The following is a 20,252-nucleotide window of genomic DNA, read 5'->3' as shown; positions in this document are numbered from 1 at the left end:
CTACTCTTAGTTTGGTTTGCAAGCATAGCTGTGCAAGCACAATCGGTAATTGTTTTTGACGATAAAACAGAAGGGGATCTTCTTGGTCCTCGGATGCAATTGTTCGAAGACGTTTCGGGTAATATGCCTATTGAGCATATTGCCGCTACCCCCTTATTGTTTAAACGCAACTTACATGAGGTGCCTTCCTTTTCAGGAACAAAATCGGCAATATGGCTTAAAGCAAAAATATTTGTAAGTACCGACGATGCCGTATTCCTTCAATTGGGCTATCCCATGATGGATACCATTGAGCTGTACATTTTTGATGAATCCGGAAAACCGGTAGCAAAAAAGCATGCCGGCTCACTAAGTAGCATCAATACACGTGACTTAGAAGGAAATCTTCCTAAATTTAAACTATTAAAAGGAACCTACGATTACTACTTAAGAGTAAAAGGCTCATACAGCATTGTATTGCCTGTTATCCTTAAATCATACAACACGCTACACGCCGACCGGTTGACTGAAAATCTTATACAGGGTACGTACATTGGTTTTGCCATCCTTATTATTCTATACACCTTTTTCCTTTGGTTTTCGTTGCGAGACAAGGTGTACCTGTATTACATCCTTCACATCATAGCCACTGCCATTATCACCTTACACATTGGCGGTTACCTGTTTTTATTAGCATGGCCCCATACTCCTTGGATTAATATTTATGAGCCGTCGTTTTTTGCATTGGGCATTTTTTCAACCCTGTTTGCAATGGTGTTTTTGCAACTTGAAACCCGATTGCCTAAGGTTGACCGGGTATTAAAAGTTATGGTAGTTATCAACCTGTTGGTTTTTCCTCTCGACTGGTTGGGCTTTCACACAATAGCCAACTACCTAGTGCAAGCACTTGTATTTGCAGGTAGCTGTATTATGCTCATAGCCGGTTACATTTCGTACAGCAGTGGGTTCAAATCTGCAAGGTTTTTCATGCTTGCGTGGACGTTCTTCCTTATTGGCGGTATAATCACCATTTTACAACGTGTAGGCGCAGTACCATATACCTACTACCTTTCACACGCATGGCAAATAGGCTCTGCCATGGATATGGTGTTGTTATCCTTAGCATTAGCCGACAGGATTAACATTTTAAGGACTGAGAAAGAAAACGCACTGAAACAAAGCTATGACAGCATGCGCGAGAACCGCGAACTGGCAACCCAGCAAAATGCCTTATTGAGCCTGAGGGTTGAAGAGCGTACTAAGGAAATAGACGAGCAACGCAAAACCCTTGAGTCGCAAAAAGGGCAACTGGAGGAAATGAATAAAACTAAAGACAAGATTTTTAGTGTGATTGCCCACGACTTGCGGGGCCCACTTGCCAATGTGAGCCAACTTGCCGAAATGATGGGACATGAAGAGGGACTGAGAAACGATGAAACCATTGCAATGCTTAAAGATGCCTCAAAACAATCGTTTAACCTGCTGGATAATTTACTGTTGTGGGCAAAAGCTCAATACGGCGATACCGCGTTTTTAAAAGACAAGATTGATTTACACGCAATTACCGAGTCTAATATCAAATTGTATTACCTAAAGGCGAAAGCAAAAGACATTATTGTTTTAAACCAAGTACCCGAAGGATTGCTTGCCGATGCTGACGGCACAATGATTAGCACGGTGATACGCAACCTTATCTCAAACGCTTTGAAGTTTACACTGGTGGGCGGAAAAATCACAATCGGGGGAAAGAAGAACATCGAGACCAATACCGTGAGTGTATGGGTTAGCGATAGCGGACTGGGTATTGACCCCGAAAAACTTCCATCGATTTTTGAGGCCGGTAAAAACAAATCAGTGATGGGCACCGATGGAGAAACCGGCACAGGATTAGGACTGGTGATATGCAAAGACTTTGTAGAGAAAAACAACGGCTCTATCAGCGTACAAAGCAAAAAAGGTAAGGGGACTGAGTTTACCATCACCCTGCCCGTGTTTAAAACGTCCGCAATTTAAGTCCTTATAAATCGGTAGCGCTTTCGTAAAACTTCAATTCACCATCCTTTACTACAAATGGCGTTCGTATCATCGAAGGATTTTCAGACAGCATACGGGCCAAATCATTCTCATCAAAATTAGAAGTGTGGTGCACCTTTTCCTGATACAGTGCATTGGTACGGTCAAACAAATCACCCAAAGCAACCCCGCATTTTTGAGAAATCTCAATCCATTGCAAAGGCGTTACTTTATGCTGCACCACATCTACCACGTTCACAAAATGGTATTTGGTTTTCACATAAGCCTCGGCTTTCTGGCTTTGCAGATTTTGGTGATTGATAAACAAAGTAGGGTATTCTGCTGATATGTTTATGGTTTCCATCGGGTTAAAAATTTAACCAAATTTCGGCAACGGCATTCCTGCAAAAAATGATATCGGTCATCAAAAAACTTATCCATAGCCCTGTTATTATCTTGTGAAAAAGTGCTGGCTTTACACCACCTTTTTTAGGACCAAGGGGGTTATTTTTGTTACCCTTTAATTATTGTAAACATGAACCACGAATTGCCCGTTGTATTGATTAAGCGTAAAAACATTCAAACCATATTTGATTATTGCTTAGATAATAAAATTGAGTTTAGTGTGAAGGATAAGCCTTTTACCGTTGAAGAGTTTGAAGTAACACTTCAGATTACAGAGATTAAGAAAGCGATAGGCTTTGGTATTTTTGCCCGTGAAGCCAAACTGGAAATAGTGGGTGTAACCGACCAAGTACAAAACCAAGCGAAAGCAGCCAAACGCACTGCTCCTGCTGCACCGGCACCGGTAGCCAAACAACCTGAGCCTGAACCAATGAAGTTGGATATGCTGGATAAAACCGAGCTTGAAGAAGAGGAAGAGGACACAACAGAAGAGGTTGAAACCAAAACTGAAAACAAACCTTTTTCGCTTGATTTATCATCGGCTCCCACACTTAGCTTCTCTTGATAAGAAATTTCGATTTTATAATTGTTGGGCAAGGGTTGGCTGGTACCACCCTTGCCCATATTTTTTTGCAACGGGGCAAAACCGTACTGGTAATTGATGAACCCCGTGAAATCACTTCATCAAAAGTTGCGGCAGGAGTTTGGAATCCTGTGGTGTTTAAGAAATATACCCAAAGCTACATCGCCCCTACCCTACTGGCGTTTAACAAAACTTTTTATCCCGTTATTGAGCAACGTTTAGAGGCCAGTTTTTTTCATCCCCGCCCATATTACAAGGTATTCTCAAACGAGGGGGATGTGAACCATTGGCGCGGCAAACTACACAACCCCGATGTGGAGCAATTTCTTTCCCCTGAAATATTTACAGGCATAGATACACAAGCATACAATGCTCCCCACGGTTCAGCCCCGATACTTGATTGCGGCAACGTAAACGTAAATACTTACTTAGCCTCATCAGCACAGTATTTTGAAAGCTTAGGCGGGTACTTGCCCGATACCTTTGACTACAACGCATTAGAATTGAAGGCTGGTAGTGTTGAATACAAGGGCAACAGTGCCGATAAGATTATTTTTTGCGAAGGGCTGTATGCGCGTTTTAACCCTTGGTGGAATCACATTCCGTTTTCACCGGCCAAAGGCGAAGTATTTGTGATTGAAGCACAACTCCCCGAAAACGAAGCCATAGTAAACAAAGGGGTGTTTATTGTTCCCCTTGGGAATAACTTGTATAAAGTAGGCTCAACCTATCGTTGGGGTGATTTGGAGAATACAATCACAGAACCTGCAAAGACTGAGTTGATTGAAAAGTTAAACGAACTGATAAACGTACCTTACACCATTATTGAACACAAAGCCGCCGTTAGACCCGCTGTGGTAGGCCGCCGTCCGGTGGTGGGTCTACACCATCAACATCCGCAAATTGGAGTTTTTAACGGGTTAGGTTCGCGCGGGGTAATGTTGGCACCGTTTTTTGCAAATCAATTTGCCGATTACCTTTTCGAAAACGGTGAGTTAGATATTGAGGTAGATGCCAAACGATTTACCCAAACTGTATAAAAACAGTCGGCCTAAGTTATCCTTACTTAGAAGCGTTTAATGTCTTAAAAATCAAATCGGTTAAAAACGAGGCTGCAAATGTCTCACGTTCCCCTTCGCCTGCATCGGTGAGTTTTGGCAAATGTTCCATAAAAAATTGCTGCTGATGCGATGCCTCTATCAACGTGCTGCTTAGCGAACGCGGAAATTTATAATCGGGGTTATATGCCGTTATAGCGGCTGCAATGGTAGCACAAAGTTCTTTATAAGGTTTAAACACCTGCCCTTTGTTTATCTCGTTCACCTCTTTTACTAAATACACCTTACTGCTTTCAGCAATCACAATCTCATTCAGGTACTTTTTGTTATAGTCAAGTGGTCCCACGCTGGCAGGCAATTCGTGGGTAAGTAGTTTTATTATCAGCGATAGCTTTTCAGACGTTCCCGCCACATTTGTTATCTGGTAATTCACTATATAATCCAAGTAACTCCAATACCAGTTAAGAATATAAAGCAGCAACCTGTGCTTGTTTTCAAAGTACCGGTAAACGGTTGCTTCGGTAGTTTTTATAGCAGCCGCCAGCTTCTTAAACGTAAAGTTTTCAAAGCCCAGTTCATAAATTAAATCAATGCCATGTTTCACTATCTGCCTACCCAACTCACTGCTTTCAGGGTCTTTCAAATAGATATGCTCATTCAACTTAAAGCTAACATGAAACTCCATTACAAACTAACTTTTACATTACAAAGGTAACTTCTAATATCAAAATAAAGCAATCAAAAATGATAGTAATACTATTATTTGGTATAGTATTTGTTCAAAAACGAAATACTTATGCTTTTAAACAAAAACATACCGGTACTTTATGTAGTACACAAGGTTAAGTACGAGGCGTTGTTTGTTATAGCATTAGCAACAACGGTTTCGCTGCTCAAAAAACACTATATAGAAGCCTTACCTGACATTCCTTTGGCAATCACTGCCATAATGGGTACGGCCATCTCTATACTGCTGTCGTTTAAGCTTAATCAATCGTATGACCGATGGTGGGAAGCCCGCAAATTATGGGGTAGTATCGTAAACGATTCGCGCAGTTTTGTAATGCAATTGCAATCGCTGGTGAATACTGACGAAAAGGAAACAATCAAAAAAATGGCACTTAGGCAAATAGCTTGGTGCTACGCGCTCTCACAATCACTGCGCGGTTATAATATGCCCCAAGTGGGACTTCAGAAATTTTTGAACGAAGACGATTTTGCTTACCTCAACAAGCACAACAACAAACCCTTGGCATTAATGCAGCAACACAGGGAGGATTTGAGCCGATTGAAACAACATAACAAACTTGAACTATTTGCCCAATTGCAACTGGATAGTACACTGGTGCGCCTTTGCGACGCTATGGGAGGTGCAGAAAGGATAAAGAACACTGTATTTCCGGTAACGTACCGCATTTTCCTGCACTTCATTATTTACATATTTGTTGTGTTTCTTTCAATATCTTTAAAAGATGTTCCCTTACATTTTGAAATACTGATTCTGTTGGTAATATCGGTTGGTTTCTTTTTGTTAGAACGTAGTGCCACATACATGCAAGACCCGTTTGAAAACAAACCGACGGATACAGCAATGAGTACTATATCAAGAACGATAGAGATAAATATACTTCAGCTTATTGGCGAGGAAAATGTACCCCAACCCCTAAAGCCTGAAAGTTTTTACAGTATGTAACCCCTTAATATTTAGTAATACAATGAGAACACACTCTAAAGAAACACAAGCTAAACTGACGCCGGACATGGCCATTGAGTTTTTGAAGGAAGGTAACGACAGGTTTGTAAAAAACTTAAAAGCCAACCGTAACCTGCTTCAACAAGTAAACGAAACTTCTGACGGACAGTACCCTTTTGCCACAATATTAAGCTGCATCGACTCTCGCACGTCGGTGGAACTGATATTTGACCAAGGCTTAGGGGATGTGTTTAGCATCAGGATTGCCGGAAACATTTTGAACGATGATATTTTGGGCAGCATGGAGTTTGCTACCAACGTAGCCGGTTCAAAGTTAATTGTTGTACTAGGCCACTCTAAGTGCGGTGCTATTATCGGTGCATGCAACCATGTTGAAATGGGCAACCTTACCACCTTGCTAAAAAAGGTGCAACCCGCTATTGATATGGAAACTAAAAGCACTGAAAACCGTACCGGCAGCAACAAAGAGTTTGTGACCAACGTAACCGAACTAAATGTTCACCACACGATTGAACGCATCCGTAAAGAGAGCCCGATACTGGCTAACATGGAAAAAGAGGGGAAAATAAAAATTATAGGCGGCCTGCATGATATTGAAGACGGCAGGGTAACCTTTTTTGAATAATACTTTACTTTACATAGAAATACAAAAGGACGGCCAATGGCCGTCCTTTTCTTTTATACGATATTGGATAACGATTACACGTTAAACCTAAAGTGCATCACGTCTCCGTCTTGCACTACATATTCTTTACCCTCAACGTTTAGTTTACCGGCATCACGGCAAGCAGCTTCACTGCCCAGTGTAATGTAATCTTGGTAGTGTATCACCTCCGCGCGGATAAACCCTTTTTCAAAATCGGTATGTATTACAGCTGCTGCTTGGGGTGCTTTGGTGTGCTCGGTAATTGTCCAAGCACGCACTTCTTGCACACCGGCAGTAAAGTAGGTAATCAAATCCAACAAGCGATAGGCGGCTTTAATCAACTTAGCCACACCTGATTCTTGCAAGCCTAAATCGTTCAAAAACGCCATACGGTCATCAAAGCTTTCAAGCTGGGCAATATCAGCCTCTATGGCAGCACTGATAATCAAAACCTCAGCTCTTTCTTCAGCTACGGATGCTTTAAAGCGTTCAGTATGATGGTTTCCGTTTACAACACTGCCTTCATCCACATTGCACACATACAATATCGGCTTGCTGGTTAGTAGTTGAAACTCTTTCAACAAACGCTTCTCGTCTTCGTTTTGAGGCTCAACCACCCTTGCTGATTTTCCTTGCTCCAACACCTCTTTGATACGTTCCAATAAATCAGCTTCTTTCTTCGCCAATGGGTCGCCGCCTGTTTTGGCTTGTTTAGCAACTTTAGCCAATCGTTTGTCAACGGTATCAAGGTCTTTCAGTTGCAGCTCAGTATCAATAATTTCTTTATCGCGCACGGGGTCAACACTGCCGTCAACGTGTATCACGTTGTCATCATCAAAGCAGCGCACCACGTGTATAATAGCATCGGTAGTACGGATGTTGCCCAAAAACTGGTTTCCCAGTCCCTCGCCTTTGCTGGCACCTTTTACAAGACCTGCAATGTCAACAATCTCTACCGTTGTAGGAACAATGCGCTGCGGGTCTACCAACTTTGCAAGTTCATTTAACCTTTCATCGGGTACTGTAATCACACCCACGTTAGGCTCTATAGTACAAAAAGGAAAGTTTGCTGCCTGCGCCTTTGCATTGCTCAAGCAATTAAAAAGGGTTGATTTACCTACGTTGGGTAGCCCAACTATACCGCATTGTAATGCCATCGTTCAGTTATCTGTTATTTTATAGTATCTGTTACTTGTGAGTTTGAAATTATTACGCCTTCAAAATCTCTTTAATATCGTTCATAATCTTCTGTGCCAGCGCGTTTGCAGTGTTTTCGCTTTGGCTTTCAGAATATATACGGATGATAGGCTCTGTATTTGATTTACGAAGGTGAACCCACTCGTTATCAAATTCAATTTTCAACCCGTCAATCAAGTTCACAGGTTGTGCTTTGTATTTCTCGCGCACCTTTTTCATCACAGCATCCAAATCAATATCATCCGTCAACTGGATTTTATTTTTAGAGATGTGATAATCAGGATAGGTATTGCGTAGTATCGAAGCCATTTTATCAAACTTGGCAAGGTGTGAAAGGAATAGGGCTATACCCACCAACGCATCACGGCCGTAGTGCAACTCAGGATATATAATACCTCCGTTACCCTCACCGCCAATTACAGCGTTTTCTTCCTTCATTATCTTCACCACGTTCACCTCACCTACAGCACTCGCAAAGTATTTACCGCCGTGCTTCTCGGTCACATCACGCAACGCACGCGATGATGAAAGGTTTGATACCGTATTGCCTTTAACGCTTTTAAGCACGTAATCAGCCACAGCCACCAAGGTATATTCTTCGCCAAAAGTGCTGCCGTCTTCGCTTACCAATGCAAGGCGGTCAACATCAGGGTCAACAACAATACCCAAGTCAGCTTTATGAAACTTCACCTCACCGCAAATAGCACTCAAATGCTCGGGCAAAGGCTCAGGGTTGTGCGGAAACTTACCGTCAGGGGTACAGAATATTTCTATTACCTCCTTCACACCCAAAGCGTGTAGCAACTTAGGCACTGCAATACCGCCGGTGCTGTTTACAGCATCCACCACTATTTTAAAGTTTTTAGCTTTAATGGCTTTTACATCTACCAGCGGCAGGGCAAGTATTTTTTCTATATGCTTATCAATGTACGTGTCGTCTTTACTATATGAACCAATATCATCCACCGTGGCATACTCAATCGCTGCTTCTTCAGCAATAGCAAGTAATTCGGCACCATCTTCGGCAGATATAAATTCACCCTTCTCATTCAGCAATTTCAATGCGTTCCACTGCTTAGGGTTGTGGCTGGCAGTAAGTATAATACCACCTGCAGCATTTTCATCGGGTACAGCAATCTCAACCGTAGGTGTGGTGCTTAATCCCAAATCCAAAACATCAAAACCCAGCCCAAGCAAGGTTCCCACCACAAGGTGGTTCACCATCTCGCCCGATATACGCGCATCACGACCAATTACAACCTTCCTGTTATCGGTTTTTGTTTTTAGCCAAGTTGCATACGCAGCAGTAAACTTCACAACATCACCCGGAGTTAAGCCATCGCCTGCTTTGCCTCCTATCGTCCCCCTTATTCCTGAAATAGATTTTATTAAGGTCATAAATTAAAAGTTTGCAAAGGTACTAAAAGCCTGCGTAACCTGCCCGTGTTTTTTGTGTTTTAAAATTTAACATACACCATAAGTGCAGGGCTTGTATTTTCGCGTTTTGTAGAACATTAAACGCCAATAATTTTTATGAAGTTTTATCCGCTATTCGCCACCGTATTTTTTGTGCTGGTTAGTATTGCCACATGGGGCCAAAACGCTGACGGTAACTACATGGTTGCTTTTTACAATGTTGAAAACCTGTTTGATACATTGGATGATAAAACCATTAAAGACGAAGAGTTTACCCCAACGGGCGAAAACGAATGGACAAACGAACGCTACCAAAACAAACTAGCCAACCTTGCCAAGGTTATCAGCACGATGAACAATGGCAAAGGCCCTGACATACTGGGTTTGTGTGAGATTGAAAACAGCAGGGTAGTGAAAGATTTGATAAACACCCCCGCACTTAAAAAAATGCACTACGGTATTGTGATGCAGGATATGCGCGATGCAAGGGGTATTGATGTGGCGTTGATATACAAAGAAGACGTATTGCCTTGGATTAGCTTTACCACATTGCGTGTTGACTTACCCGATAGTGTACCCGTTACCCGCGATGTTTTAATGGTACAAACCGAGTTGGAAGAAAAAAGCATGACGTTTTTGGTATGCCATTTCCCCTCAAGGTCTGAAGGGCGTGAAAAATCAGAGTATAAACGCATAGCAGCAGCCAAAGTGGTGCGCCATGCCGCTGACTCATTATATGCCGCTGATAAAAAAGAGAACATTATAATTATGGGTGATTTTAACGATGAGCCCGCTGATAGCAGCATAAAAGAGGTGATAGGCGCACGAGATCCTGAAGTGAAAGAGAAGCCAAAATCACTGTTTAACCTAATGTATCCATTAAAAAACAAAGGGCTGGGTTCATACAAATACCGTGAAGAGTGGAATATGCTTGACCAAATAATAGTAAACTCAGATTTGTATGTAGGCAACAATGGCTTGCAATACGTAAAAGAAAGCGCCACTATTTTTGCCGAAGATTGGATGAAACAAACCGAACCTAAATATTTAGGCTCTCCTATGCGTACTTTTGGTGGTAAAAAATATCTGGGCGGATACAGCGACCATTTCCCTGTGTATATTTATTTATCAGTAAAAAAGTAGAGTTTGTAATTTAGCAAAGTATTCAGAACGGGAGCTATGACGGCGAAAAAGAAGGTTATAAAAACACTTATAAAAAGAGTAAAAGAAACAGCAAAACCTGTTGAAACGATAAAAAACCGCGAACTAAGCTGGCTTACGTTTAATGAGCGTGTGTTGCAAGAAGCTGTTGACCCTAATGTGCCGCTGCTTGAGAAACTGAAATTTTTATCCATATTCTCATCAAATTTAGATGAGTTTTTTAGGGTGCGTGTGGCCAGCTTACGAAGGCTGATAGAATACCAACGCCGCAATAAGCTTAAAGGCATGACGGATAGCCAAGAGCTTCTTAACACTATACAACAAACGGTTTTAGAGCAACAAGATATATTTAACAGCACCTTTGACCACATTAAGGAAGAGCTGCTGAAACAAAAGGTTTTTATACTGGATGAAACCCAGCTAAACCACCGTCAACGTGATGAACTAAGGGCATACTTTAAAACACAGGTATTGCCCAGTCTATTCCCGATAATATTAGACCATCTGCGCGATTTCCCCTTCTTAAGGGATAAATCTATTTATCTGGCAGTAAAAATGAGCCGCAAAGATGGAAGTTTAAGGCAAAAATATGCCATCATTGAAGTACCCAGCGATATAGTTGGCCGCTTTTACGTGATGCAAAAAACCGATGAGAATACCTACATCATTCTATTGGACGATGTAATACGCAACTCATTGGATGAAATATTCTCGAGTTTTGATTACGATACATTTGAGGCTTATACGGTAAAACTAACCCGCGATGCTGAGTTGGATATTGATGCGGATTCAGTAATTGCCGAACCGTTGATTGAAAAAATCACCAAAAGCCTTAAACAACGCCAAAGAGGTGCTCCCGTTAGGTTTATTTTTGACAGGGAAATTCCTGAAGACATGCTGCAATTTATCATCAACAAATTGCGCTTACCCTCGCACGGACTAATACCCGGCGGCCGTTACCACAACTTTAAAGATTTTGGGAACTTTCCAACCACGGGACTTGAAAAGTATAAGTACCCTACCCTACAGCCGATACCCATCCCGCGTATCGAAAAATCAAAAATGATTTTCGACGCTGTAAAAGAAGGGGATATAATGCTGCACCACCCTTATCACTCTTTTGATTACCTGATAAGGATGTTGCGCGAAGCGGCTATCGACCCCGGTGTGCAGGCCATTAAAATCACCTTGTATCGTGTAGCCCGTAACTCAAACATTGCCAACGCGTTGATTAATGCCGTAAAAAACGGTAAAGACGTAACGGCCGTAATTGAATTACAAGCCCGTTTTGATGAAGAATCAAACCTGTACTGGACTCAACGCTTGCAAGAAGAAGGCGCTAAAGTAGTGTTTGGCAAACCCAGCCACAAAATACACGGAAAAGTGTGCGTTATCTACCGTAAAGAAAATGGCCGTACTGTACACTACGCCCACTTTTCAACCGGTAATTATAACGGGGTAACAGCCCGCCTATACTGCGATATGGGCTTGCTTACTGCCGATAAACGCCTCACTTCCGAAGCCATAAAACTATTTAGCTTCATCAATAATTTCCCGCGTATCAACTATACATTTAAGCATTTGTTGGTAGCTCCGTTTTACATGAAAAACGAGTTCTTACATTTGATTGAAAACGAAATACGCAACGCCAAAAAAGGCAAGGAGGCATGGATATTTGCCAAAATGAACAGCTTGGTGGATGAGGATGTGATAAACAAACTGTATGCTGCATCAAAAGCGGGGGTAAAAATCCGCATGATTATCCGCAGCATTTGCTGTTTAAAACCGGGTATTCCCAAATTAAGCGAGAACATTGAAATCATCAGTATCGTAGATAAGTTTTTGGAGCACACCCGCTGCTATATGTTCTGCAACGACGGAGCCGAAAAATGCTACCTTGCTTCTGCCGATTGGATGGGACGTAACCTTGAAAAACGGATTGAGGTGGCTTTTCCCATATTCGACACCAAAATACTAAAATCAATAAAGGATATTTTGGAGATACAATGGCGCGATAATGTAAAGGCCCGCATCATTGATGGTGAAAGCGACAACAGTTTCCGCACGTTTTCATTACCCGTTATCCGCTCGCAAGAAGAGATATATACTTACCTGCTGGATAAGAGCAATAGCACTTGGGGCTAAAAGCAACATCCTTCAGGCACTCTTCCCGATAATCTTCTAAAGCAAGCCATTGGTCGAAAAACCAATACCCTCGACTTGCTACCTTACATACTTTTGCCCAAACACTTTTTGCCGATGCTAAAAATTGATAATGTAGTGAAGCAATATGCCGAAAAGCTCGCCCTTAACGGGGTAAGTTTTGAAGTGCCTTCAGGTAGTATATTCGGTTTGCTGGGACCCAACGGAGCCGGTAAAACCTCGCTAATACGTATTATTACCGGCATCACCGGTGCCGATTCGGGCCACATATATTTTAACGGAGAACCCTTGGGGCCTTCTCACATAGGCACCATTGGCTACCTGCCCGAGGAGCGCGGATTATACAAAAAGATGCCGATACAAGAGCAGGCTATGTACTTTGCCCGTCTTAAGGGATTAAGTCGCACGGAAGCCAAACAAGCAATCGACCATTGGTTTGATAAGTTTGACATTAACTCTTGGCGTACCAAAAAGGTTGAAGACCTTTCAAAAGGTATGCAGCAAAAAGTACAGTTCATTATCACCATACTGCACAACCCTAAGCTGATAATACTGGATGAACCGTTTACAGGTTTTGACCCCGTGAATGCTGAATTGGTGCGCAAAGAGATTATTGAACTACGCTCAAAAGGTGCAACCATCATCCTGTCTACACACCGTATGGAATCGGTAGAGCAAATGTGCGACCACATTGCGCTGATAAATAATTCTCAAAAAGTGTTAGACGGCAAGTTACAGGAAATCAAACAACAGTATAAAAAGAACCTGTTTGAAACCATCACCGATGTATTTGACCCCCAAACAATAGCAGGCTATACGGTAACAGGTAACGAAACCCTGCCCGACGGAAGGCAAAAAACCATTTTTAGTGTTGAGGGAGACAACAACCCCAACCGCCTTTTGCAACAATTGCTGCCCGTTACTTCGGTACACTCGTTCAGTGAGTTGCTGCCCACTATTAACGATATATTTATTTCACTGGTTAGTAACAACGAAATCCCCGCAACAGCATGAAACAGATATGGCTTGTAACCCAACGTGAATACCTGAGCAGGGTAAAAAAGAAGTCTTTTATCATTATGACCCTTCTTGGTCCATTACTAATAGCACTGTTTTACGGCGCTATTATTTGGGTAATGGTAAATGAAGCTGAAAAGGATAATGAGCATTTCATTCAAGTAATTGATGAAAGCGGGCTGGTGAAAAACCAACTAAAAAACAACAAACAAGTGTTGTTTGGCTATACCGATGATAAAATTGAAGATGCCCGTAAAAACCTCGACTCCACCTCGTTTTACGGCATTTTATATTTCCCCCCGTCGTTTACACTCGACCGGCCGGTGGGTGTACAATTATTTACTCGTGAGCAAAGCAGCCTAAGCACTCAGCAATCCATCAGTCGAAGTATTGAAAACGAACTGAAAAGCAAGCGAATGCAAAACGCCGGGCTAAGTGCTGAAAAGATTGACAGCCTTAATGTGAACGTGAATTTGAATGTGTTGGTAAACTCGGGCGGTGAAACCAAAAAATCAGAAACGGCAATACTTACGGGTATTGGGTTTGCCCTCACCTTCCTAATGTACATGTTTGTGTTTATATACGGCGTGCAGGTAATGCGCGGTGTAATGGAAGAAAAAACCAACCGCATTGTTGAGGTGGTAATCTCTACCGTTCGCCCCTTCCAACTAATGATGGGTAAAATATTAGGTATTGCTATGGTAGGCCTTACCCAGTTTATTATGTGGGCTATATTAGGGTCGGGGTTAATATTTGTCATTTCGCTTGTTTTTGGTGTCTCAGGGGCTGCCGAAGCAACCCAGCAAATGCAAACCATGCCCGGCAGTATGCAGCCTGATAAAGTAGAAATGGCTGAACAAATGGCCGAAATGATGATAGGTAGTGGTATCTCAACTGCTATGGTTATTAAATACCTGCTTATTTTCTTATTCTATTTCATATTCGGGTATTTAATGTACAGCTCACTGTTTGCTGCCGTAGGCTCAGCAGTTGATAACGAAACTGATACACAGCAGTTTATGTTCCCTATCACCATACCCATCGTGTTTTCATTTATCGTTTCTGTATCCAGCATCACCAACGACCCTCACAGTTCATTAGCTTGGTGGATGTCGATAATTCCCCTCACCTCACCTGTTACTATGATGGCTCGATTACCGTTTATTGAAGGCCACGAGTGGGATTTGGCATTATCTATGCTGTTGCTGATAGGAGGCTTTTTAGGTTCAACATGGTTTGCCGGACGTATTTACCGCACAGGTATATTAATGTACGGTAAAAAACCAACCTATAAAGAGCTTTGGAAATGGTTGCGTTACAAGGGATAGTATAAGGGTGAATGATTATTCACCAAATACCCGTTAAAATGTCATTTTATTGATTTTTAAAAAGATAAATTATCAGTTAATGCACATTTTTTAAAACCTTGCGGCTATTTATTAGTGTAGTTACACAAATTGCTTAACTTGCATAATATTTTAAAAACACTATAGTTTTTATGACGCAAAATATACGGATTATCTGCTTGTTCGTTCTTTCCTGTACAACTTTTTTGCTGGCCGCCCAAGACACCCTGTCTCGCCCAACGATGACACTTAAAGGCCACGCAGAAGATATTGAAGCGATTGTATACTCACCTGACGGTAAATTTATTGCATCAGGCGGATGGGATCGTTCAATCCGTATTTGGGATGCTAAAACAGGTGAAGAGGTAAAAAATTTCCGTGCACACGATGCTTCTGTAAGTTGCCTTGCATACAGCCGCGACAGTAAGTATATTATCAGCGGGTCGCGCGATAACTCCGTTAAAATTTGGGATTCAGCTTGGGGACTTAAGTATAACCTTTATGGTCACCAAAACATTATAAACACAGTTGTTTTAGACCCTAAAGTTCGTTTTGCCTATTCAGGCTCTGCTGACGGTATAGTAAAGCTGTGGGATTTGAAGAAAAAGGGTGAATCAAAAAACCTTAAAAAGTTTGACAAACCTGTGCTTGCCATTGCCCTAAACATTACGGGTACAGATATTTTTGTAGCTACCCAGCTTCCCGAAGTTGTAAAACTTGATTTTAAGGGTGAAGTAAAAACCACCTTTACCGGCCATACCGACGAGGTAAACTCTTTGTCTTATGCGCTTAACAATAAATACCTTCTTTCAGGTTCATCTGATAAAACCGCCATCATTTGGGACGTACTTACAGGAAAGGCAATCCGTAAACTGGAAGGCCACAATTGGAAAGTAACTTCTGTGGCTTTTTCGCTAGACTCAAAGTACGCAGTTACAGGCTCTACGGACGGAACCGTACGACTGTGGGACGTTGAAACAGGCAAACTGATACGTTTGTACCGCGCAGGAGTAACCTCTGTTAGCGCGGTTGCCATGTCACCTGATGTAACCCAAGTAGCTTCTGCAGGTATGGTAAACAGCTTTGAAGCCGACTCAAAAAAGTTTTTGGTGTATTTGTGGGAAAGCGGGCAAGAACTTGAAAGTGCTAAACTGGCTAAGCTTAAAAAATTCAGGGAAGACTCTATCCAATACCTTAAAGACTCTGTGAAACGCTACCGCGACTCTGCTAAGGCTGCCACCGATTCATTAAAGAAGATAGAGAAACTGAAAAAAGAAGAGGAGAAAAAGAAACAAACAACCCCTCCGGGTAATAACGCACCTCCTTCAAATAAAGATGGCGATAAACCTAAAACGATTGGTGCCCCGTTGAAAGACGAGCGCAATAATTAATTTACAGGGGTAATTTTCTTATAAACCAACTCGATATAATCGGTTCTTTGAGGACTGATGGTTACAATTGCCAAGCGATTTTCAGTTATTGAAGCCACTTCGTATTCTATCCCGTCCAATTCTTGTACGTTTAATATTACCAACAGCATTTCTGCGGCATTTAACTCCCATACAACTTTAGTAGGGCTTGCTCCTAAAGTGTTCTTAAACGACTTATCAGCACCAAACACCATAGTATCACGCAAATATTCTGTCATACCTGTTTCCACCACAGGTAACAGCTTTTTATTTTCAACCACCCATTTACCGGTAATCCACTTTTCTGCATCGCCTTGCGAAATATGTTTGGCCGTATCTTGTGCCACAGCAGAAAAACAAGCAACTGCGCTGATAAAAAGTGTAGTAAAGATTTTTTTCATCGTAAGGTTTAAAAGAATTACTCAAGCCCAAATTAAACACTAAGATAGGCATTTACAGCAATTAAAACTGTAAAATTATACAACACCACTTTGTGTGGTACAGTGAATTTTCCTTACGTAATGGGGATTACGACCACCTGTTTAAATCCCAGGCGGTAAACAGTTTATCTATTAAACGATTCTCATCGGCAGTCATTGTTTTATCAGCCATTACCACCTTCATAGCAAACTCAACTATCTTGTTGCGTTCATCTTTGCTGCTGATGGTATAAAAGCGATTTATTACTTCTTCAAAATGACTAAAATGTTCGGTAGTAGGCAGTGCAGTTAAAAACGCCTGCTCTTTAATTAAATCCAAACCATCGTCAAAATTCTTTTCCAAAAAATCGAGGATGATTTTTTTCTCCTTCGGAGCCGATGACCCATCAGCCAAAGAAAGTAACACCAATAAATGAAAAGCCGCTTCGCACTTATTCAATCGTGCTATAAAGTTTGTACTCATATCTAAATCAGTGTCAAATCTAACAAAAATTAAATTGTTGTCCAGTTTTTTAGCGGGTTATAATTGATATAGCCTGCCTGCACAGTGAGCGGGCTGTCAAAGTTGTTTATATACAAACTACCCGTGCCCAATCCCTGTGGTATTTGTACAGGATACTGCGAGGTGAATTGCGCTATGGCATTCAACCCTACATTGCTTTCTAAGGCGGATGTTACCCACCAGCCAATATTACTTTTCTCAGCCAATTCAATCCACAACTTACTGTAATCAAAACCTCCCAAAAGCCCCGGTTTCAAGATAATGTATTGAGGCTTGATGTGTTTTAAGAGACTTAGCCCTTCATTAGCTGCCGCAATACCAATCAACTCCTCATCCAAAGCAATCGGTATTTTACTTTGGGCGCATAATGACTCCATATTATCCCACTGTTTAGTTTTAATGGGTTGTTCAATCGAGTGTATTTCAAAACGGCTTAACTCTTTTAACTGTTCAAGTGCTGTATCGGGGTCAAACGCTCCGTTGGCATCCAACCGTATTTCTACTTTAAATGCGCTGTACTTTCTACGCAGGTCTTCAAGCATACGGCACTCTTCGTCAAAATCAAGAGCACCTACTTTAAACTTCACGCACCCAAAACCGGCTGCAATCTTTTCCTCGGCTTGGCGCAACATATCTTGTCGGTCGGCCATCCATACCAGCCCGTTAATGGGTATTTTTTGTTGGGAAGTGAAGAAAGGAGTATCAAAAATCTTTCGTACACCGCCGTGCTTCAAGTCAAGCATGGCTGTTTCAATCCCGAAACGGATGCTTGGCCATTGCTCAAGCCCCAAGTCAAACGGATGTTGGCCTTCGTTTATTAACTCTGCTACCTCGTGCAACTTGGCTTCAAAGCCTTCCACGTCGTCCACGCTCAACCCTTTTAACGGACTACACTCTCCTACCCCTTTAGCTATTGCCCCTAAATATGAAAGATGAATTAACCATAAAGTTTTATCCTGCAACGTGTTTCGCGAAGTTCTTGCAGGGGTTTTAAACTGTAACGTATGTTTGGTAACGGTAGCGTTTAATCTCATCTTGTTAAATAAAAAAGCTGGCGGTAAACAGCCCCACAGCCAATAACGCCGAGCCTAATGAAAGTGCCTTTAGTTCTTTGTTCAACAACGGTTCTTCACCGGGTTTGTTTTTCATCACCCTGAAACCACTTAAAATAATGGGAATAAACAATATAAGGTTAGCTACATACATAACTACCGACTCGTTATGACGGAAAAATGCAAACATGGCATTAATAGACACTAACAGCAGCAACAAATGGTAGTATTGGGTGCGCACCCTGCCCAATCGCACGGCAAGGGTAATTTTGTTACTGGCCTTATCATTGGTTATATCCCGCAGGTTGTTAATATTTAACACCCCAACGGCTAAACACCCGAAACAGGTGGCGGGAAGTAATAACTGTGTATCAACGGTTTTTGCCATTAAAAAATAAGTACCCCCAACCGATACCAAACCAAAAAACACAAATACAAACACATCACCCAAACCGCTGTAGCCATAGGCACTTTTTCCAACAGTATATTTAATAGCAGCGGCAATAGCGGCCAATCCTACTCCAAACATGGCCCAGGTTTGCCAATTACCAAATGTACCGAAACTAACCCACAGCAGTAACAGCCCGCTAACAAGACAAGCCACTGAAAACAGAATAACCGCATTAAGCATGGCCTTTTCACTGATAATACCCGATTGTAAAGCACGTTTTGGCCCTACCCGCTTATCGTTGTCGGTTCCTTTTTTAAAATCGCCGTAATCGTTGGCAAGGTTTGAGAGTATTTGCAACAATATGGCCGTTAAAAGGGACAAGGCGTAAACATCGGCACGAAATACTCCTGCAACGTTTGCAGCAAATGCCCCCATTGTAATAGCTCCGATTGCCAGCGGAAGGGTACGCAGCCTGAAAGCCTGCAACCAAGGTTTTATATCCATTGCGGCAAAGTTAAGTATTGGGGATTATTGTTCACGCTAAAACCAACGAAGGCGAGCTTGACATATTTGAAGTGGTGTGATTGATAACACCACGCATTAAAAAAGTGGTTTACCGGTTTCAGAAAATGCGTTGAAATCTCTTACCAATATCAATTGTACGCAGGTTATTAGAAAAACCATAAAACAGGTAATCGCTTAACCCACAATACTACTACCCATTCTAAAACATTAAAATAACGGGTAGGTTTTTCTTTTGTAGAGTACTTTTTAAGTAACGCTTTATTCCAATCAAAGACTATCGGTTTTATTAGTAATAGCCATAGCTTAGACATCAAGTAAAAAACAAAAATGGAAAGAGATAGTAGTACTATTGCTACAGCCCTTTCTACGTAAAAATTAGCTGTACTAACATCAAAAATAGAAAGTAAAAACACCAGCAAACTCAACGCAAGAACCGCTATGTTACTGCGCCTGTAATCAATTAACTCCCCGTAAAGTTTTATGGCTATTGTACAATTCAATAATAGAATTGCCACTGAGGTAAAAATCTGCCACCCCATGTAAGGCTGCTACTTCTTTTTATTCTTGTTTTTAAAATCCCCGTTTTTCCACGCCTTTATAAATTGCGCCCAAGCAAAGGGGTTAAGAATATTTATAGGCGGTGCTTGTCCCTGATAGTAATATTTTGCAGCTTCCTGACGTATAGTGAAATCTTGATTTTCAGCAGCATCTGATGGCAATGCCATAGCTTGTTGTTTCAAAAACTCAGCTTCAAGGTTATGCCTTGCCAAAACTTCCATTTCATCTTCGGGTATATCTACCGTAGCAAAGTAATGCGGCAGCAATGCATTGCTGATAAAAGGCTTGATAAACACCGTATCTACCACAAAGGTATCCGAAGCAAGGGTAATCACCATTGAGTAACGACGACTGCTAAGATTATGGGGAACTATGTACTGTTTGGGCTTATAGCCTATACTGGTAAAAACAACCGTATCGCTTTTTTTAGCCACTAACGTAAATATACCTAATGCATTACTGATAGTTCCGTAAAAATGACCTTTGATACGTATGTTCACATCATTCAACGCCATTAAACTATCAGAACTCATCACCAAGCCTGAAAATTGAACCAATGAGTCGTCAGCATTATTTTTTTGCGCCTTTACATACGACAAAGAAGTCGCTGTCATCAACACTAGAAATATGCTTTTAATTAGGATATTACGCATTATAGTTATACAACAAAGTTAATA

The 20,252-nt window shown here is 41.6% G+C and carries 20 protein-coding genes; 10 read left to right on the top strand and 10 right to left on the bottom strand.

All coding sequences use genetic code 11. The features are described 5' to 3' along the window. The first annotated feature begins 30 nt into the window (after positions 1–30). Positions 31–1,992 carry a sensor histidine kinase gene (locus F9K23_01125; protein ID KAB2918770.1) on the top strand — a complete coding sequence of 654 codons (1,962 nt, stop codon included), beginning with the start codon at positions 31–33 and terminating at the stop codon, positions 1,990–1,992. A gap of 4 nt (positions 1,993–1,996) precedes the next feature. On the opposite strand, the gene F9K23_01120 is transcribed toward F9K23_01125, so the two are convergent. Continuing rightward, entirely contained in the window at positions 1,997–2,356 is a 360-nt protein-coding gene (locus F9K23_01120; protein KAB2918769.1) for a hypothetical protein, read from the bottom strand. Positions 2,357–2,527: 171 nt separating this feature from the next. On the opposite strand from F9K23_01120, the gene F9K23_01115 reads away from it, so the two are divergent. Both F9K23_01115 and F9K23_01110 read left to right on the top strand, forming a co-directional pair. Beyond that, on the top strand, positions 2,528–2,962 hold the full coding sequence (locus tag F9K23_01115) for a hypothetical protein (protein KAB2918768.1): 435 nt from the start codon (positions 2,528–2,530) through the stop codon (positions 2,960–2,962). Further along, on the top strand, positions 2,959–4,020 hold the full coding sequence (locus F9K23_01110; GenBank protein KAB2918767.1) for an FAD-binding oxidoreductase: 1,062 nt from the start codon (positions 2,959–2,961) through the stop codon (positions 4,018–4,020). The genes F9K23_01115 and F9K23_01110 overlap by 4 nt, the downstream gene beginning before the upstream one ends. A 22-nt stretch (positions 4,021–4,042) precedes the next feature. Here F9K23_01110 and F9K23_01105 read toward each other — a convergent pair whose 3' ends face one another. After that, the gene (locus F9K23_01105; GenBank protein ID KAB2918766.1) at positions 4,043–4,723 is read right to left on the bottom strand and encodes a TetR/AcrR family transcriptional regulator; all 681 of its coding nucleotides are present in this window, start codon (positions 4,721–4,723) and stop codon (positions 4,043–4,045) included. A 111-nt stretch (positions 4,724–4,834) separates the two neighbouring features. On the opposite strand from F9K23_01105, the gene F9K23_01100 reads away from it, so the two are divergent. Further along, complete coding sequence (locus F9K23_01100; protein KAB2918765.1) at positions 4,835–5,731, top strand: hypothetical protein; 897 nt, start codon at positions 4,835–4,837, stop codon at positions 5,729–5,731. Positions 5,732–5,753: 22 nt separating this feature from the next. Further along, positions 5,754–6,377: a carbonic anhydrase gene (locus F9K23_01095; GenBank protein ID KAB2918764.1), complete on the top strand. Its 624-nt coding sequence runs from the start codon at positions 5,754–5,756 to the stop codon at positions 6,375–6,377. A gap of 74 nt (positions 6,378–6,451) precedes the next feature. Here F9K23_01095 and ychF read toward each other — a convergent pair whose 3' ends face one another. Beyond that, on the bottom strand, positions 6,452–7,555 hold the full coding sequence (gene ychF, locus F9K23_01090; GenBank protein KAB2918763.1) for a redox-regulated ATPase YchF: 1,104 nt from the start codon (positions 7,553–7,555) through the stop codon (positions 6,452–6,454). Between the two features lie 52 nt (positions 7,556–7,607). After that, on the bottom strand, positions 7,608–8,993 hold the full coding sequence (gene glmM / locus F9K23_01085; protein KAB2918762.1) for a phosphoglucosamine mutase: 1,386 nt from the start codon (positions 8,991–8,993) through the stop codon (positions 7,608–7,610). 135 nt (positions 8,994–9,128) lie between these two features. On the opposite strand from glmM, the gene F9K23_01080 reads away from it, so the two are divergent. The 5 genes from F9K23_01080 to F9K23_01060 all read left to right on the top strand — a co-directional run bounded on the left by F9K23_01080 (position 9,129) and on the right by F9K23_01060 (position 16,089). Next, complete coding sequence (locus F9K23_01080; GenBank protein KAB2918761.1) at positions 9,129–10,154, top strand: endonuclease/exonuclease/phosphatase family protein; 1,026 nt, start codon at positions 9,129–9,131, stop codon at positions 10,152–10,154. Positions 10,155–10,190: 36 nt separating this feature from the next. Further along, positions 10,191–12,317, top strand: coding sequence for a polyphosphate kinase 1 (ppk1, locus tag F9K23_01075; GenBank protein KAB2918760.1), 2,127 nt, complete (start codon positions 10,191–10,193; stop codon positions 12,315–12,317). Positions 12,318–12,431: 114 nt separating this feature from the next. Then, positions 12,432–13,349: an ABC transporter ATP-binding protein gene (locus F9K23_01070; protein ID KAB2918759.1), complete on the top strand. Its 918-nt coding sequence runs from the start codon at positions 12,432–12,434 to the stop codon at positions 13,347–13,349. Next, a complete protein-coding gene (locus tag F9K23_01065) occupies positions 13,346–14,680 on the top strand; it encodes an ABC transporter permease (GenBank protein KAB2918758.1) in 1,335 nt (444 codons plus the stop codon). Before F9K23_01070 ends, F9K23_01065 begins: the two co-directional genes overlap by 4 nt. A gap of 170 nt (positions 14,681–14,850) precedes the next feature. Further along, on the top strand, positions 14,851–16,089 hold the full coding sequence (locus tag F9K23_01060; GenBank protein ID KAB2918757.1) for a WD40 repeat domain-containing protein: 1,239 nt from the start codon (positions 14,851–14,853) through the stop codon (positions 16,087–16,089). Here the strand turns inward: F9K23_01060 and F9K23_01055 are convergent. The 6 genes from F9K23_01055 to F9K23_01030 all read right to left on the bottom strand — a co-directional run bounded on the left by F9K23_01055 (position 16,086) and on the right by F9K23_01030 (position 20,228). Beyond that, entirely contained in the window at positions 16,086–16,508 is a 423-nt protein-coding gene (locus tag F9K23_01055) for a hypothetical protein (protein ID KAB2918756.1), read from the bottom strand. The genes F9K23_01060 and F9K23_01055 overlap by 4 nt on opposite strands. 127 nt (positions 16,509–16,635) lie before the next feature. Further along, positions 16,636–17,010, bottom strand: a complete 375-nt coding sequence (locus tag F9K23_01050; protein KAB2918755.1) for a TerB family tellurite resistance protein — start codon at positions 17,008–17,010, stop codon at positions 16,636–16,638. A gap of 29 nt (positions 17,011–17,039) precedes the next feature. Continuing rightward, positions 17,040–18,083, bottom strand: a complete 1,044-nt coding sequence (locus F9K23_01045) for an o-succinylbenzoate synthase (GenBank protein KAB2918754.1) — start codon at positions 18,081–18,083, stop codon at positions 17,040–17,042. 4 nt (positions 18,084–18,087) lie between these two features. Beyond that, positions 18,088–18,996 (bottom strand): 1,4-dihydroxy-2-naphthoate octaprenyltransferase, encoded by a 909-nt coding sequence (menA, locus tag F9K23_01040; protein KAB2918753.1) that lies wholly within the window; start codon positions 18,994–18,996, stop codon positions 18,088–18,090. Positions 18,997–19,163: 167 nt separating this feature from the next. Then, the gene (locus tag F9K23_01035) at positions 19,164–19,532 is read right to left on the bottom strand and encodes a hypothetical protein (protein KAB2918752.1); all 369 of its coding nucleotides are present in this window, start codon (positions 19,530–19,532) and stop codon (positions 19,164–19,166) included. 33 nt (positions 19,533–19,565) lie between these two features. Next, complete coding sequence (locus F9K23_01030; protein KAB2918751.1) at positions 19,566–20,228, bottom strand: carboxypeptidase-like regulatory domain-containing protein; 663 nt, start codon at positions 20,226–20,228, stop codon at positions 19,566–19,568. Positions 20,229–20,252 lie beyond the last annotated feature (24 nt).

Source organism: Bacteroidota bacterium (genome assembly GCA_008933805.1).
Lineage (GTDB): Bacteria > Bacteroidota > Bacteroidia > UBA8524 > UBA8524 > SB11.
This window is presented reverse-complemented; position numbering and strand designations above follow the sequence as displayed.

What these genes read in the sequence shown, in the direction of transcription:
- F9K23_01120 (KAB2918769.1), bottom strand. Translation starts at nt 2,356, where the DNA reads ATGGAAACCATAAACATATCAGCAGAATACCCTACTTTGTTTATCAAT.
- F9K23_01115 (KAB2918768.1), top strand. Translation starts at nt 2,528, where the DNA reads ATGAACCACGAATTGCCCGTTGTATTGATTAAGCGTAAAAACATTCAA.
- F9K23_01105 (KAB2918766.1), bottom strand. Translation starts at nt 4,723, where the DNA reads ATGGAGTTTCATGTTAGCTTTAAGTTGAATGAGCATATCTATTTGAAA.
- F9K23_01100 (KAB2918765.1), top strand. Translation starts at nt 4,835, where the DNA reads ATGCTTTTAAACAAAAACATACCGGTACTTTATGTAGTACACAAGGTT.
- F9K23_01095 (KAB2918764.1), top strand. Translation starts at nt 5,754, where the DNA reads ATGAGAACACACTCTAAAGAAACACAAGCTAAACTGACGCCGGACATG.
- ychF (KAB2918763.1), bottom strand. Translation starts at nt 7,555, where the DNA reads ATGGCATTACAATGCGGTATAGTTGGGCTACCCAACGTAGGTAAATCA.
- glmM (KAB2918762.1), bottom strand. Translation starts at nt 8,993, where the DNA reads ATGACCTTAATAAAATCTATTTCAGGAATAAGGGGGACGATAGGAGGC.
- F9K23_01080 (KAB2918761.1), top strand. Translation starts at nt 9,129, where the DNA reads ATGAAGTTTTATCCGCTATTCGCCACCGTATTTTTTGTGCTGGTTAGT.
- ppk1 (KAB2918760.1), top strand. Translation starts at nt 10,191, where the DNA reads ATGACGGCGAAAAAGAAGGTTATAAAAACACTTATAAAAAGAGTAAAA.
- F9K23_01070 (KAB2918759.1), top strand. Translation starts at nt 12,432, where the DNA reads ATGCTAAAAATTGATAATGTAGTGAAGCAATATGCCGAAAAGCTCGCC.
- F9K23_01065 (KAB2918758.1), top strand. Translation starts at nt 13,346, where the DNA reads ATGAAACAGATATGGCTTGTAACCCAACGTGAATACCTGAGCAGGGTA.
- F9K23_01060 (KAB2918757.1), top strand. Translation starts at nt 14,851, where the DNA reads ATGACGCAAAATATACGGATTATCTGCTTGTTCGTTCTTTCCTGTACA.
- F9K23_01055 (KAB2918756.1), bottom strand. Translation starts at nt 16,508, where the DNA reads ATGAAAAAAATCTTTACTACACTTTTTATCAGCGCAGTTGCTTGTTTT.
- F9K23_01050 (KAB2918755.1), bottom strand. Translation starts at nt 17,010, where the DNA reads ATGAGTACAAACTTTATAGCACGATTGAATAAGTGCGAAGCGGCTTTT.
- F9K23_01045 (KAB2918754.1), bottom strand. Translation starts at nt 18,083, where the DNA reads ATGAGATTAAACGCTACCGTTACCAAACATACGTTACAGTTTAAAACC.
- menA (KAB2918753.1), bottom strand. Translation starts at nt 18,996, where the DNA reads ATGGATATAAAACCTTGGTTGCAGGCTTTCAGGCTGCGTACCCTTCCG.
- F9K23_01030 (KAB2918751.1), bottom strand. Translation starts at nt 20,228, where the DNA reads ATGCGTAATATCCTAATTAAAAGCATATTTCTAGTGTTGATGACAGCG.